The sequence below is a fragment of the Gilliamella sp. Nev3-1 genome (assembly GCF_001690435.1).
Taxonomy (GTDB): Bacteria; Pseudomonadota; Gammaproteobacteria; order Enterobacterales; family Orbaceae; genus Gilliamella; species Gilliamella apicola_C.
Map to the genome: position 1 here is coordinate 224509 of NZ_LZHN01000074.1, position 15672 is coordinate 240180.

At 36.2% G+C, this 15672-nt stretch carries 11 protein-coding genes; 10 read left to right on the top strand and 1 reads right to left on the bottom strand.

From position 1 onward, the window contains the following. The first annotated feature begins 4 nt into the window (after positions 1-4). From A9G40_RS12655 to adk, 5 genes are read left to right on the top strand one after another with little or no spacing between them, the layout of a single operon-like run. Positions 5-730 (top strand): YfgM family protein, encoded by a 726-nt coding sequence (locus A9G40_RS12655; RefSeq protein ID WP_065583307.1) that lies wholly within the window; start codon positions 5-7, stop codon positions 728-730. A 25-nt stretch (positions 731-755) separates the two neighbouring features. Then, positions 756-1928: an outer membrane protein assembly factor BamB gene (gene bamB / locus A9G40_RS12660; RefSeq protein WP_065583308.1), complete on the top strand. Its 1173-nt coding sequence runs from the start codon at positions 756-758 to the stop codon at positions 1926-1928. Between the two features lie 17 nt (positions 1929-1945). Then, positions 1946-3412: a ribosome biogenesis GTPase Der gene (gene der, locus A9G40_RS12665; RefSeq protein ID WP_065568407.1), complete on the top strand. Its 1467-nt coding sequence runs from the start codon at positions 1946-1948 to the stop codon at positions 3410-3412. A gap of 3 nt (positions 3413-3415) precedes the next feature. Further along, complete coding sequence (locus A9G40_RS12670) at positions 3416-3670, top strand: YfgJ family double zinc ribbon protein (RefSeq protein WP_065579714.1); 255 nt, start codon at positions 3416-3418, stop codon at positions 3668-3670. A 39-nt stretch (positions 3671-3709) separates the two neighbouring features. Then, entirely contained in the window at positions 3710-4354 is a 645-nt protein-coding gene (gene adk / locus A9G40_RS12675; protein WP_065583309.1) for an adenylate kinase, read from the top strand. A gap of 289 nt (positions 4355-4643) precedes the next feature. On the opposite strand, the gene ybeD is transcribed toward adk, so the two are convergent. Next, positions 4644-4910 (bottom strand): DUF493 family protein YbeD, encoded by a 267-nt coding sequence (gene ybeD, locus A9G40_RS12680; RefSeq protein WP_065568404.1) that lies wholly within the window; start codon positions 4908-4910, stop codon positions 4644-4646. Between the two features lie 201 nt (positions 4911-5111). Between ybeD and gss the strand changes: the two genes are divergently transcribed. The 5 genes from gss to A9G40_RS12705 all read left to right on the top strand — a co-directional run bounded on the left by gss (position 5112) and on the right by A9G40_RS12705 (position 15669). Continuing rightward, entirely contained in the window at positions 5112-6986 is a 1875-nt protein-coding gene (gene gss / locus A9G40_RS12685; RefSeq protein ID WP_065583310.1) for a bifunctional glutathionylspermidine amidase/synthase, read from the top strand. Positions 6987-7271: 285 nt separating this feature from the next. Next, positions 7272-8837 (top strand): SrfA family protein, encoded by a 1566-nt coding sequence (locus tag A9G40_RS12690; RefSeq protein ID WP_065583311.1) that lies wholly within the window; start codon positions 7272-7274, stop codon positions 8835-8837. A 9-nt stretch (positions 8838-8846) separates the two neighbouring features. Further along, on the top strand, positions 8847-11873 hold the full coding sequence (locus tag A9G40_RS12695; protein ID WP_065583312.1) for a virulence factor SrfB: 3027 nt from the start codon (positions 8847-8849) through the stop codon (positions 11871-11873). Next, a complete protein-coding gene (locus A9G40_RS12700; protein WP_065583313.1) occupies positions 11870-14542 on the top strand; it encodes a putative virulence factor in 2673 nt (890 codons plus the stop codon). The genes A9G40_RS12695 and A9G40_RS12700 overlap by 4 nt, the downstream gene beginning before the upstream one ends. A 113-nt stretch (positions 14543-14655) precedes the next feature. Beyond that, the gene (locus A9G40_RS12705) at positions 14656-15669 is read left to right on the top strand and encodes a hypothetical protein (protein ID WP_065583314.1); all 1014 of its coding nucleotides are present in this window, start codon (positions 14656-14658) and stop codon (positions 15667-15669) included. Positions 15670-15672: the final 3 nt, after the last annotated feature.

Below are 15672 nucleotides of genomic sequence, written 5' to 3' on the forward strand. Positions count from 1 at the left end.
AAACGTGAGTCATCAATTATCGAGTGAAGAACAACTTGAAGAGATAAAGGGCTTTTTTGCTAAAACATGGAAAATTATGGTTGCGGTTCTTGTGATCGGATTATTCGCTTTTTATGGCTGGCGTTATTGGCAATCTTGTAAAGCTGAAAAAGCGATAGAATCATCAGATAAATATGAGCAATTACTTACTCAATTAGATGATAATAAGCCAGATTCAGTTAATGAATTGGTTTCTTTTGCGAAAGATGACGATACTATTTATAGTGTGTTTGCGAATTTACGCGCTGCAAAATTTTATGTTGAAGTATTAAAAGATTACCCTGGTGCACAAGCATTATTATCTGATGTATTAAAGAAAACCGATTCAGAGCCTGTCAGAACCATTACCCATATTCGTATTGCACGCTTACAGTACCAACAAGGTCAATATCAAGACAGTTTAACATCGTTAAGCAATGTAACGAGCGAAAGTTGGGGCGCTGTTGTTAATGATATCCGTGGTGATGTGTTAGTTAAAATGATGCGTTATGCCGACGCAGTTAACGCTTATAACGTTGCTCTAACTTCTAATCCAACCAAAGATTTAGAAGAAAATATTAAAATGAAGTTGAATCAAACTGAATATTTGCAATCAAAACAACAAGTTGAACAAGAAGCCCAAGCCGCTAAAGAAAAAGCAGAACAAGAAGCTAAGGCAAAACAAGCTGTAACTGACGAAAGTAAAAATTAATTATCCTGCAATAAGGGGCTATACAATGAAGTTATCAAAATATCTTTTTACTGGTGTTTTAATGTTTTCACTTGCTGGGTGCTCTTTATTCGGTGGGGAAGAAGAGATTGTTCAAATTTCACCTTCACCGAAAGTGGATAACCAATTTCCTATCCAACAAGTGTGGAAAAATAGTACGGCTGGCAATACTCATATTTATTCATTATTAGGACCAATTAATTATGATAATGCTATTTACGTTGCCAGTCGTAGTGGACAAGTTAAAGCCATTGATTTAGTTAGTGGTAATATTATATGGGATGTAAATTTATCTCAAAGCACCCTTTTTAGTAGTAAAACCGCACTATTTTCAGGGGGCGTAAGTGCCGATGATAAATATGTCTATGTAGGTAGTGAGCGCGCTGTTGTATATGCATTAGATCGCTTAGATGGTAAAGTGGTCTGGGAAAAGCCTGTAAAAGGTGAAGTGCTTGCTCGCCCTGTATCTTCTCAAGACAAATTAATTATTCATACAGCAAGTGGTATTTTGCAAGGTCTTAATCGTGATACTGGTGATAATTTATGGGATGTTTCTTTCGAAGTCCCTGCACTGTCGTTAAGAGGGAACTCTACACCAACGATTGCCCATGGTGCAGCCATTGTTGGCGATGATAATGGTAGAGTAAATGCTTACTATATTAACGACGGTCAATTAATTTGGCAGCAACGTATTTCTCAGCCATCAGGCTCTACTGAAATTGCTAAATTAAATGATGTTGACTCTAGCCCCGTAGTTGAAGGTAATTTAGTCTATACCGTTGGTTATAATGGTAGTGTTGTTGCACTTGATTTAAGTAATGGTCAGCCTGTTTGGCACAAAGAACTTGGTTCTATTCATAACTTTGCGGTTGATACACATCAATTATTTGTTATTGATCAAAATGATAATGTCCAAGCGATTGCTAAGAATAGTGGGGCTGAGCTTTGGACTCAAACAAGCCTTTTACATCGCCAGTTAACAGATCCTGTTATTTACCAGAATTATGTTGTGTTTGGTGATTTTGAAGGTTATCTATATTGGTTGAATGCTGAAAATGGCGAAATTGTTGCTAAGACAAAAGTAAGTAGTAGTGGATTAATTTCGAAACCATTAGTTGTGGATAATAAAATTATTGTTCAGGCTAAAAATGGTGATATTTACGCATTCACAAAAAAATAAAGTAATTGAGAATAAATATGATACCTGTTGTCGCACTAGTTGGTCGTCCGAATGTTGGAAAGTCGACTTTATTTAATCGATTAACTCGAACTCGAGATGCCTTAGTAGCTGATTTCCCTGGATTAACGCGTGACCGTAAGTATGGGCGCGCAGAGATCAAAGGGCATGAATATATCGTCATTGATACTGGTGGTATTGATGGCACCGAGGATGGGGTTGAAAGCTTTATGGCTGAACAATCCTTACAAGCAATAGAAGAAGCAGATATTGTGCTTTTTTTAGTTGATGCAAGAGCTGGTGCTATGCCTGCTGATCATGCCATTGCTAAACATCTTCGTTCTCGTCAAAAAGCAACATTTTTAGTTGCTAATAAAATTGATGGTATTGATGCTGATAGCGCTATTTCTGATTTTTATAGTTTAGGATTAGGTAACATTCATCCGATTGCAGCAAGTCATGGTCGTGGTGTTAATGTGTTAATCGAAACGGTATTAGATCCTATTTTTCATTTTGAAAATGATCAGCATGAGGTTTTGTCTGATGAGCCTACCGATGATGAGCTTCTTGATGCTTATGATGATGTTGAAGATGATGCTGAGTCACTGATTAACCAGCCAATCAAAGTTGCTATTGTTGGTAGACCGAACGTTGGTAAGTCAACACTCACTAATCGAGTTTTAGGTGAAGAACGCGTCGTTGTCTATGATATGCCGGGTACAACGCGTGACAGTATTTATATACCTATGACACGTGATGATCGTGAATATGTCATGATTGATACTGCAGGTGTTCGTAAACGCGGAAAGGTTACCGAAACTGTCGAAAAGTTTTCAGTTATTAAAACATTACAAGCAATTGAAGATGCTAACGTTGTTATTTTGGTTATAGATGCCAGAGAAGGTATATCTGATCAGGATTTATCATTACTTGGTTTTATTATTAATAGTGGGCGATCACTTGTGATAGCCGTTAATAAGTGGGATGGTTTATCTCAAGATATTAAAGAGCAAGTAAAGTCAACGTTAGATGATCGGTTAGATTTTATTGATTTTGCACGTGTACACTTTATTTCGGCACTTCATGGCAGTGGCGTTGGTAATTTATTTGATTCCATTCAAGAAGCCTATGATTGTGCAACGCGCCGAGTTAATACCGCTTTATTAACCAAGATTATGCAAATGGCGCAAGACGATCATCAGCCACCTTTGGTTCGAGGGCGTCGCGTTAAATTAAAATATGCACATGCGGGCGGTTATAACCCACCAATTGTGGTGATTCATGGTAATCAAGTTGAAGATTTACCTGATTCTTATAAGCGCTATTTAATGAACTACTTTAGACGATCGTTAAAAATTATGGGGTCACCAATTCGAATTCAATTTAAAGAAGGAGCCAACCCATTTGAAGGGCGTAAGAATAGTTTGACGGCTTCTCAACAACGTAAACGTCGCCGTTTAATGAAACATGTACGAGGTCGTAAATAGCTGATGACAACAAAAAAGAGCGTTGATGGTGGTGGGCAAGAAGGTATTTGCCCAAAATGCCATAATAAAATGAGTACTGTGTCGCCACAACATTACGACTGTCCTCATTGCAAACAGCATTACCTAGAACAGTATGTCTGCCCCATTTGCCAGCAGAGTGCTCAAATGGTTAAAGGTTGTGGCGCTATAAACTATATTTGTCACACTGATGGCTTAATCTCCAGCAGTAAAGTGATATTTCATTATTTACCAGAATAGAAAATTGTATCTATATTTAAAGCCATAAGAGGTTATTTTATGCGAATTATTTTATTAGGCGCACCAGGAGCAGGAAAGGGAACTCAAGCACAATTTATTATGCAAAAATACGGTATTTCCCAAATTTCAACGGGTGATATGTTACGTGCAGCGGTAAAAGCGGGTACGCCTCTTGGTTTGCAAGCAAAAGAGTTAATGGATGCAGGTAAATTGGTTACCGATGAGCTTGTTATTGCATTGGTTAAAGAGCGTATTGCGCAAAGTGATTGTGCAAATGGGTTTTTATTAGATGGCTTTCCACGTACCGTTCCGCAAGCAGATGCAATGAAGGCGGCTGGCATTAACGTTGACTATGTACTTGAATTTGATGTGCCCGATGCAGTGATTATTGATCGTATGAGTGGCCGTCGTATTCATGCTGCTTCAGGTCGTGTTTACCATATTCGCCATAATCCGCCAAAGGTTGAAAACATTGATGATGTGACAGGTGAGCCCCTCACCATTCGCAAAGATGATAATGAAGAGATCGTTCGTAAACGCCTTGTTGAATATCATGATTTAACTAAACCACTTATTAATTATTATCAGCATGAAGCAAAAGAAGGACGCACAAAGTATTTCCGTGTTGATGGAACACAGCCTGTCGCTCAAGTAACCGAAGAATTAGCAACAATTTTGGGATAATTCGTTATCAATTAAAAGTGCAAGTGGGTTAACATTATCTTGCGCTTTTTTAATTCATTAGGTTAATTTTTCTATTTATACAACAATAAACTAAAAGCCAATATATCATAAACTTTACTAAAAAAACATTCAGAAAAGCCATTGATTTTATTGAAGTTTTTGTTTCTGGTGAAATATCGATTTTACTCAATTTTTTAGCTATCATATTGATTCAACTAAACCTATTTTATAATCAATAGAGAGCCTTATTTGTGGAAATAAGACTCTATTTTTAATAAAAAATAAAATATTATAAAACCATTCTAACAATATCGATTTCGCTTAATTCTTTATAAAGATTTTCAACCTGATCAATATGAGTGGCATTAATAGTAATTGACACAGAATGATAATTACCTTTGCTACTTGGTTTAATTGATGGCGTATAATCACCAGGAGCGTGGCGTTGAATCACTGATACCACTTTATCTACCAGCTCTGGCTTTGCTTCTCCCATGACTTTATAGGTAAAAGAACAAGGAAACTCTAATAATTCATTTAATTTTGTTTTTTGCATAATTGTATTTTTCTCACTTAATTGGAGCAATGTATCAGTAAGACTACTAAGAATAGTCACTATATATAGGCAATTTAGTCTTCTTCAAGTAATGAAATATAAACATTGCTTTTTAAAGGCTATAATTTGATCTATGATAAGAAAATTCTAACAGCTTGATAAATGTATCTTGCTATTCATTCTCTATAAGGTTAATACAATATGTTATCTCAGCTCAGCGATAAAGAACCTTTCGGAACATTATTAGGTTATGCGCCAGGTGGCGTTGCCATTTATTCTTCTGATTATGAAACATTGGATCGAACCCAATACCCGACTGATGCATCATTTCGTAGCTATTCTGGGTATGAGTATATGGGATATAAATGGCAATGTGTTGAATTTGCAAGGCGATTTTTATTCTTAAATTACGGTATTGTATTTACTGATGTGGGTATGGCTCACGAAATTTTTTCACTACGCTTTTTAAGGCAAGTTGTTAACGAAGCCATTTTACCTTTACAGGCGTATGCTAATGGTAGTAAAAAAATACCAGAAGCAGGATCTTTGTTGATATGGGATGATGGAGGTGTATTTGATAGGACAGGTCATGTCGCTGTTATTACTGAAGTGTTTGAAGATAAAATTAGGATAGCTGAGCAAAATGTAATACATACCCGTTTACCCATTGGGCAACAATGGACGCGCGAACTTAAAATGACAGTGAGCAATGAGGGCTATCAATTACATGATACGTTTGATGACACGAAAATCTTAGGTTGGATGATTCAAACTGACAAAACCGAATATACTTTACCACAACCAACAATTCCTAAGCCTTTACTGGAAATCCACAGTGCTCATATTAAAAATGGAAGCCAATTTGCTAAAAAATGGTTAAATGAATCAGACCCATTAGAAAATGCGTATGTATTAGCAGCAGGTCATGCGATTAGCCATGATGATCAATATCGTTATTTCACCATTTCAGAAAGTGCGGAACAAGAGTTAATTCGGGCAACAAACGAGTTACATTTAATGTATTTACATGCTACCGACAAGGTGTTAAAGGATAATAATTTATTAATTAATTTTAATGTTCCTGAAATATTATGGCCAAGATTACGTCTTTCTTGGCAGCAACGCCGTTATCAAATGATTACTGGACGATTAGATTTCTGTATGGATGAGCGTGGCTTTAAAGTTTATGAATATAATGCCGATTCGGCCTCTTGCCATACGGAAGCGGGGCATATTTTACAAAAATGGGCAATCCAAGCGGGATTAAACCGAGGAGCTGATCCTAGTTGTGGCCTACTTAATTCTTTAGCTAACTGTTGGGTGCATAGTGATGCCGAACCTTTTGTTCATATCATGCAAGACAATGATAGTGAAGAAAATTATCATGCACTATTTATGCAAAGTGCCCTTACTCAAGCTGGATTTAGTAGTAAGATTTTACGGGGCCTTAATGGGCTATGTTGGGATAAACGTGGGCGGCTTGTGGATGATGAAGGCCGTCAAGTAACTTGTGTCTGGAAAACATGGGCTTGGGAAACGGTTTTAGAACAGCTTCGAGAAGAAAGTGAAGCACAAGTTGCTGGATTACCTATTCGTACAGGGCATCCAGAAAATGCTGTAAGATTAATTGATGTATTGTTACGGCCAGAAGTGTCTGTTTTTGAGCCATTATGGACGGTTATTCCAAGTAATAAAGCTATTTTACCTGTGTTATGGTCATTATTCCCTAACCACCGTTACTTATTAGAATCGACTTTTGAACTTAATGAAAACCTAATTAAAAAAGGTTATGCTATTAAACCGATTGCAGGACGGCGGGGTAGCAATATTGAATTAGTCAATAGTAAAGAACAAGTGCTTGATAAAACACAGGGTAAATTTGCAAAACAAGAAAACATCTATCAAGAATTATGGTGTTTACCTAAGGTCGATGATCGGTATCTACAGTTATGTACTTTTACTGTTGGTGGGCATTATGGCGGTGCTTGTTTACGGTCAGATCCTACATTGGTTATAAAAGGTGAAAGTGATATGCAACCATTACGCGTTTTAACGGATGATGAGTTTATAAAGTGAATTTTTGTAGAGAGGTTTCGGATAATTCATACGTTTTAGTATAAAACAGAAATAATAGCAATTGCGCTTATTGGATAAAATTAACCGGATAATCGCGTGGCTTTTTAAAATAATTTTTATATAACCTATTATTTTTTATAATGAATTGTTTATGTTTTGATTCAAAAAACAGACGAAAAGCTCATAATATCGGCTAGCAAACCAATTACAACATTCAAGCTTTTCTGTTAGAATTGATATAATCCTATAAAAAGATAAATAAAATTAAGGAATAAAAAGGAATATATGGCAAATACATTACTTCGAAGTGGTGATATCAAAGATTTCAAAATGTTAGGACATGATGGTAAGGCTGCCTATCTCGTTGCAACTCAAATCCGCGAAATGTTTAGAGTTAAATTAGGTAAACAATATGCTGATTGTTTAGCTATTCCCCAACGTAATGATCAAGGCAATATTATTGATTGGTATATTCCTTTTGACTCAGACCAGCCTGATGGCCAATATTATATCGTACCTTGGAGCTCTGCTAGCGAGTCTGAGCAAGAATCAGCACTAACATTGCTTAGAGAATTTGAACATAAAGTGATGAATTTCGGTAAGCAACTAGCGAGTAATCCTAATTTAGAGGGAGATCAACTCCTTTTTAGCCGCCTTATTTATGACCCCAAAAATAATGCCGACAGCGCTGAGCCTAATTTGATGGCGATACGTTTTCCAAGTAATCAATTTGTTTATATCGTTAATGACAAACCTGTCATTACTTTTTGGGGATTTGTTTATCCGCAAACGCCTCAAGTTAAGTCTCCATTCTATTGTTTAGAGCCCGCAAAAAAAGTTACATCAACAGCAACGGTGCCTCCAGCTCAGACACCTATTAATAATAAACCATGGTGGAAGCGTTGGTGGATATGGTTACTGGGATTATTACCTTTATTGTTACTTTTGCTAGCATTGTTTTTACTACGTGGTTGTTGGTTAAAACCTGAAATATCGATTAATCCAAATTTGTCTTTAGAAAATGCTCCAATTAATCAAGCAGAAAAAAATGAACAACAATATGAGAAAAAGCCTAACGTTGCATTAAAAACTGAGCCAAAAGATGTGGTTGTAGACAATCAGTTAGGCGCGATCAATAACGTTATACCAAATGACACAACTTTAGGCGATACAAATAATGTTAATCGTGTTCCTACTAATGCTGATGCAACTGGCGATTCGGTTGATCATCCTGTACCAGTTGATAGCACAAATGATGATAAGAATACTCCAAAACCAGATGCTAAAGATAATGAAAATGGGACGGTACCATCTCCAGATCTGGATAAAACTGATGGAAAGGATGAAAAATCCAATGTTCCCGATCCGGATCAAAAAGATAATATTGAAGAGAAAAATAGCCAAGATGGCACTGACCAAACGACTTCTCCAACCGATAAAAATAATAAATCAGATTCGACTTCAGCTGCTGATCAGGCTGACCATTTAGCTTTGCCTACTGATGCAATCAAGCAAGGAACCACCGATTTCTTAAATGGTCAATGGTCTGCAAACGGGGGGATCCAAGATAAAGCTACTGGTAAGCCATTGCAATTAAGTTATAACTTTAATGATGGCAATGGTGAAGTGACTATAACACGTAGTGATGGTGTAAAATGTACAGGTAATGTTAGCACTGGCATTAAAAACGCTAATTTAGATATAACAGGTAACACTGAGGCTGTTTGTAGTGACAATACCAAATATCAATTACCAAAAATTCAATGTACACAAGGCAAGGATAATAAAGCCAATTGCCAAGGAATTTATAATAATGGGACTGCATTCCCAATAACGATGAAAAAACAATAAAGGTTGTATATGCTTCCAGAATTACGCAATTATGGTCAAGAAGTGACACTTATTATGAATAGCGGTATTCAGTTTCTTGACTTTGCTCTTAAAATTGATTGGAAAGATAACTATTGGCGCAATAGAGTTAATGGTAACTTTATTGATCCCTCCGAAAGTGGCGCACTGATTAGATTGATTGAAGATGTGGATAATGGTCAATTTTTTTCGCCAGATAATCCGACATTTGCCGTTAATCCAACACAAGAAATAAGTGTTGAGCAATCGTTAAAATTATACGACGGTATTTGGTTACCTGTGCCTGTTTTACGCTCAATACCGCCTGAACGCTTTGATAAAGGTCCTCATAACTGGAGCCGAGTTCGAATTGTTAGTATTCCTGAGGGGGAAGATCCCGATGGTAATACACATCGAATCACTTTTGCTTTTGATACAAAAGTGTTTGCTAATTTACAAGATGTGGCTTACCTTGCACCAACCGAAAATGATGTAATGACTGGCGCCGTATTTAGTTTAGCACATCGTTCAGATCACATTTCCTGGTATTTAGAACTAAAATGGATCACCAATTGGTTAATTGATCTTTTTCAAGAGTTGGCGGGAGATCCCCAGCGCTTAAAAATTCACAGAGATGATCTTAATATAGAGATGAAAAACAAAGCTTATTATGGTCATTATCTTAATATCATCCATTTACTTGCCGACTCATTACATTTACCAACAATTAAAATTGTCTCAAATACTAAAAATGATTTGGTGAAATCAATTCCTGTTGACATGATTTTAGATGTAGGAAACTCTCGCACTTGTGGGATTTTAATTGAAGATCATGTTCAAGATAAAGATAGTTTAAACCATCGTTATGAGCTTGAAATTCGGGATTTAACGCAACCAGAGCATATTTATAATGAACCATTTGAAAGCCGAGTAGAATTTTCCCAAACCTTTTTTGGTAAAGAGCATTTTTCTTTGCAAAGTGGGCGACGAGATACGTTTCGTTGGCCAAGTATTGTTCGTGTTGGTCAAGAAGCAAGCCGGCTTGCCAGTAGGCGGGAAGGTAATGAGGGGGCCACCGGGCTTTCAAGTCCAAAACGTTATTTGTGGGATCAAGATAAATACGAACAAGGTTGGCGTTTTAACTCTCATTATGTCAAAAGCGATCATGAACCGTTTGCAACCGCAGAGCCTTTTTCAAGTTTAATTAATGAATATGGGGAAGCGTTACACATTCTTAGCAATGATATTCAAGAAGAATATGATCGCAAAATGCCCGTTTTCCACCCAAAATATTCTCGCAGTTCTTTGATGACATTTATGCTCTGCGAAGTATTAATGCACGCATTAATGCAAATCAATAGTGTTGCCCAACGTAATAAACTTGAACATGCTAAAACACCGCGTAATTTACGTTCAATTATTTTAACGATTCCTCCAGCGATGCCTAAGCCTGAACAAGCTATATTCAAAAGCTGTGTATACCAAGCAATCGGCTTAGTTTGGAAAAGCCTTGGTTGGGATAGTTCAGATGATAATATTGACTTCAATAATCCAGAGCAATTACAAAGTGTTTGGCCAAATATTCCTGAAGTTTATATTCAATGGGATGAAGCAACGTGCGGTCAAGTTGTGTACCTTTTTAATGAGACACAAAATAATTATAATGGACGTAGTGAAGAATTTATTGCTTCCATGATTCGCCCAGACAAAGAAAATAAACAAAAACTGACCATTGCAACGGTTGATATCGGCGGTGGTACAACCGATTTAGTCATTAATGATTATCAATTAGACTACGGCGTCAGTGCGCAAACCAATAGCAGTAATGCCTATATCGTACCCACACAACGTTTTCGTGATGGATTTAAAGTTGCTGGCGATGATATCTTGCTTGATATTATCCAAGATACCGTGTTAACGGCTTTAACAAATGGCTTAAAACAAGCGGGCATTGCTGACCCGAATCCAATTTTATCCACAATTATTGGTTCGCAACAACTATCTATACAAGATGCAGTATTGCGTCAGCAACTTACTTTACAGTTATTTACGCCTGTTGGCTTACAAATATTAAAAGCGTATGAGCTTTACGATCCGTTACACGCAGAACAACATGTGTATCGCTCTACCTTTAGGGAATTATTACACCATAACATTATGACGGATAACGTGCTTAGTTTTATTAATGATCCAATTAAGCGCGCATTAAACAATCCTGATTTTTCGGTGCTTGATTTAACTATCGAAATTAACTTAAAACGTATTCATTATTTGTTTATTCGTGGTGATTATTACAATATTTGTAAAACCTTTGATGCACTATCGGAAATTATTAGCTGTTATCAATGTGATGTGCTTTTATTAACTGGTCGCCCTTCGCGTTTACCGGGTATTCAAAGTTATTTTCGATCACGGTTATCAATACCTGCTGGGCGAATTTTACCATTACATGGATATCACACTGGTAGTTGGTACCCATTCCATAAACAAGAACGTATTGATGATCCTAAAACGACAGCCGCAGTGGGAGCTATGCTGTGCTTTTTAAGCAAGAATTTACGATTACCTAATTTCTATTTTAGATCATCTAATATGGATTTATATTCAACTGTTAAATACATTGGGCTGCTAGATAATCTGAATATGATTAAAAAGGAAAATGTCTATTACCAAGATATTGACTTGGATAATCCTGATTATGATTTTCCTGAACTATCATTTGAAATTAGAGGAACCACAAGGCTTGGATTTAGGCAGCTTGAAGTTGACCGTTGGCCTGCATCGCCTATCTATATTTTGACAATTGAAAATAGTGACGTGGCTAAACGATTGAGTTCTGAAGGTGTGGTGTTACAAGTGACTTTAGGTATAAAGAACAAACAAAAAATGGTTGAAAATTTTTATATTAAAGATTTAAAAGCCTCTGACGGGCGGGCTTGTAATAAAAATCAGGATATTAAACTCAGCTTAAACACAATGGTTAACTCTGGTTTAATTAGTGCACAATATTGGCTTGATAGTGGAATGATAAAACGATGAATAACTTAAATGAACAACTTCCTAAATCTTGGGATCAGGTCTATCAAGCGTCCGCAAAGGCTATTGAATGGGTGCATCAAACCCGTCATTCATCCAAACGTTTAAATAGTGAAGCCGATAATTTAATTCTGGATTTGCGTCGTTTGCGTAATAGTGCAAAACGATTAGGTGATGTCTCTGCCAAATCTGTTGCAGTTGGTTTTTTTGGGTTATCACAAGCGGGCAAATCTTATCTTATTTCAGCATTAGCCGCTGGTGAAAATGGTAAACTTGAAACCATTGTGGATAATGAAGTTCTCGATTTTATCGATCACGTTAACCCAGTCGGAAGTGGCAAAGAGGCAACAGGCCTTGTTACCCGCTTTAGCCGTATTGCCAAAGGTGGCATACCTAACTATCCATTAGAATTGAAATTATTTAAAGAGATAGAAATTGTCAAAATCTTGATAAATGCTTACTTTAAGGATTTTGATCAACAAAAAGTCTCCAATAAAATTGAGTTAGTACAGCTAAATCAGTTGATTCAACGTTTAGAAACTAAAAAACAGACCAGTTATGTAGGCGGTGTTAACGAAGACGATATTGTTGATCTTTATGATTACTTATCTGAAAACTTTGGTAATTCCCTTGATGAGTTGAAAGGGGGATATTGGGAAAAAGTCATCCTTTTGCTCCCTTACTTACCAATAGCTGAGCGAGGGGAGTTATTGGCTATTTTGTGGGGTGGGCTTGCTGAGCTCACTACAATTTATACTCAATTAGCCACAACACTATCGAGTTTAGGTCATGTTGAAACTGTGTATGCGCCACTTTCTGTATTAGTTAAAGATAATAATGGCACTAAATCACAAATTGACAGTATTATGAATGTTGATATTCTTGAACGATTGAACACTAATAAAGATTCATCAGTGACCATAACGCCGTTCAATGGAGTGCCGACAGATATCTCTTTAGCTCAACTGGCTTTTCTAACCGCTGAATTACTCTTCCCTTTAGTTAATAAAACCAGAGTGCCAACCTTTGAAAACGTCGATTTGCTCGATTTTCCTGGATATCGTGGTCGCTTAAACTTGGTTTCAGTTTCAGATGTTAAAGAAGGTAACCCTATTGCTCAGCTTTTATTGCGAGGCAAAGTTGCTTATCTTTTCGAAAAATACACAGATAGCCAAGAAATGAACGTGCTAGTTGTTTGCACACCGTCAGATAAACAATCTGATGTTAATGATGTGGGTCCCGTTCTTGAGCGTTGGATTGATAAAACTCAAGGTGAAACTGCTGAAAAAAGAGCCACTAAAAAAGCGGGTTTATTATGGGCGATCACTATGTTTGATAAACGCATTGGTACCTCATTAACACTATCAGAAGATAATCTTAAAAATAGTTGGGGTAAAGGTGGTTTGCTACAACAAACTATTTTAGAACGCTTTGGTAGTTATGATTGGCTAAGTAACTGGTCCAACGAGCATAAATTTAATAATGTCTTTTTAGTTCGCAAACCTGGATTTGATGTGCCATTTTTAAATGTCGATTCAAAAACTTGCCAAGAACAAGCTTATAATGAAAATTATCAAGATAAAATGAATGTATTAAGAAGCACATTTATTCAAAATAGTGATATTAAAGAATATGTTTTTCAGCCAGAGGAAGCGTGGGATGCTATGCTAAAACTCAATGATGGCGGTATAGGGCGAATTAGTCAATACTTAGAACAAGTTGCTATAACTGAAGTTAAACAACAGCGGATTGTTGAACAACTTAATGAAAAAATTGATTACATTATTAATATGCGTTTTGATACTTGGTATCAAGCAGATAGTAATGAAGAGCTCGTTAAGAAAAAACAAGTTATCGCTAATGTTGTTAAAGAACTACAAAATAAAGCTTTATTATTAGGCGAACTACTTAAAACGTTTGAATTACCCGATCAAACAATTCGAGCACTTTATCATTCTAATACGATAGAAAATGAAACACAGCAAGATAGTAATGATAATTTGTTAGATAATTTATCAAATGATTTCGGATTAAATGCGGATTTTGAACTATTTTCTGATGTGAATTCATCGTTAACTACCAAACAAGCAACTATATTAACAACAGAATCAAAGTTTGCAAAAACGGTTTTTTCGGCATGGTTAGAGCATTTAAGAAATATCGTTTTAGATAAACATATTTTACAGTTTTTTGGAATTACTCAAAAATCACTTTCTTTTATTATAGAAGAACTTATTACTGCTGCGAATCGCATGAAACTTGAAGCAAGTTTAAGTGAGCATATTTTGAATAATGAAAATATGGGTAGTAAACGTGATGATCTTGAGTCTAGGCAAATCAGTACTATTCATAATTTACTGGCAGACTTTATTGCTTGGTTAGGTTTTATTCAAGGTCAAGTAACTGATATACCAATGAGCAAAGTTAATCAAGGTAAGCCAATATTTTCTTCACCATTAAGTGAATTTAATGTTCAATCATCGCATTCATTACCAAAGCTAGACGATAATACTAAAAATTATTCTCAGTATGCGATCTTTGATTGGTTTATTGCTTTTGCGGTGCTTGCGCAAGAAAATGTAGGTCACCATGCAGGGCGAGAAATTAGTCAAGAACAAAATAGTCGATTAGGTGAAATTCTTGGCTTTTTCAAGCAATCGCAGATTAATTAAAAATAAATAATAACGTATTGACTAAATATAGTAAATGAGCCTTTTTGAATAAAAGGCTTATCACTCGATAGAGTGAATGATGCTCAAAGTTTGGGTATAAAATAGAGGATATCATGGCATTAAGAATTGAATTAGATGGTTATAAACCCGGTGTTGCGAAGTTTTTAGCTCAAAAATGGAAAGGCAGTTCTGAAATTGATATGCTTATACAACGTAATCAGGATGGGTACTATTTATCTGATTTGAATCAGTGGGCTCCTGAAAAAAGTTGGCATACAGTTGAAAATATGTCTGTAGACAATGAACAGCTAACAGGGCAAGTCAGTGAATGGTTGGTTGACACTTTGTTGTCACAGGGAAATCAGGTTCGTTTTCTTATACAAATTCGTGATAAACAAAATGAGAATTATATTGATGGCGGGGTTGTTAGTATTGCTGACACCGTGTTTGCATCAACGGCATTAAATGTGCAGGCAGCATTACCTAATGACGAACCAGTTATAGCAAAACCAGAATTAGCAAACGAATCTATTGTTGAAGAAGAGACGCCATTAATTGAAGAGTCCAGCATGGATACTGAGAAGACAATGCTGGCTGAACCTGTTGAAACGGAAACAATACCAGAGCCTGAACCTGAAATACCGCTTGAATCGGTTAAACCGAAAAGTCGCTTAGGATTAATCGTTGCTATTATAATTGGTTTTATGATGTTAATCGGGATTGCTTTTGCTACTTGGTATTTTTTCTTTTTCAAAAAGCAATCACAACCAATAACATCGGTGCAAATTAGTGCCCAATGCAGTTTAAATAATGGTTTTACCAATGACTTAACTTTTATTCAACAATGTTTACAAACCAAGCCAGAAGTCGATGCAATTATTCAGATAATTACTGAAGCTAAAAAAGCTGAAAAATGTAATATTGCTCAACGATTATATGCAAATCAAGCTCAGCAAAATGCGAAGATTGCTATACTTTATGCTAAAGAGTACGACGAGAAGTTTTATGAAAATAATAGTTGCTTTAAAGCAGATAAAGAAACCGCTATTTATTGGTATGAAACATCTTTGAATCATGATCCTGATAATACCTTAGCCAAAAATCGCTTAGCTGAATTGCAAAAATAGTGA

Bases quoted from the DNA above. Each gene is read 5' to 3' on its own strand.
- A9G40_RS12705 (WP_065583314.1), top strand. From the start codon at position 14,656: ATGGCATTAAGAATTGAATTAGATGGTTATAAACCCGGTGTTGCGAAG.
- der (WP_065568407.1), top strand. From the start codon at position 1,946: ATGATACCTGTTGTCGCACTAGTTGGTCGTCCGAATGTTGGAAAGTCG.
- A9G40_RS12695 (WP_065583312.1), top strand. From the start codon at position 8,847: ATGCTTCCAGAATTACGCAATTATGGTCAAGAAGTGACACTTATTATG.
- A9G40_RS12670 (WP_065579714.1), top strand. From the start codon at position 3,416: ATGACAACAAAAAAGAGCGTTGATGGTGGTGGGCAAGAAGGTATTTGC.
- A9G40_RS12700 (WP_065583313.1), top strand. From the start codon at position 11,870: ATGAATAACTTAAATGAACAACTTCCTAAATCTTGGGATCAGGTCTAT.
- A9G40_RS12690 (WP_065583311.1), top strand. From the start codon at position 7,272: ATGGCAAATACATTACTTCGAAGTGGTGATATCAAAGATTTCAAAATG.
- bamB (WP_065583308.1), top strand. From the start codon at position 756: ATGAAGTTATCAAAATATCTTTTTACTGGTGTTTTAATGTTTTCACTT.
- ybeD (WP_065568404.1), bottom strand. From the start codon at position 4,910: ATGCAAAAAACAAAATTAAATGAATTATTAGAGTTTCCTTGTTCTTTT.
- gss (WP_065583310.1), top strand. From the start codon at position 5,112: ATGTTATCTCAGCTCAGCGATAAAGAACCTTTCGGAACATTATTAGGT.
- adk (WP_065583309.1), top strand. From the start codon at position 3,710: ATGCGAATTATTTTATTAGGCGCACCAGGAGCAGGAAAGGGAACTCAA.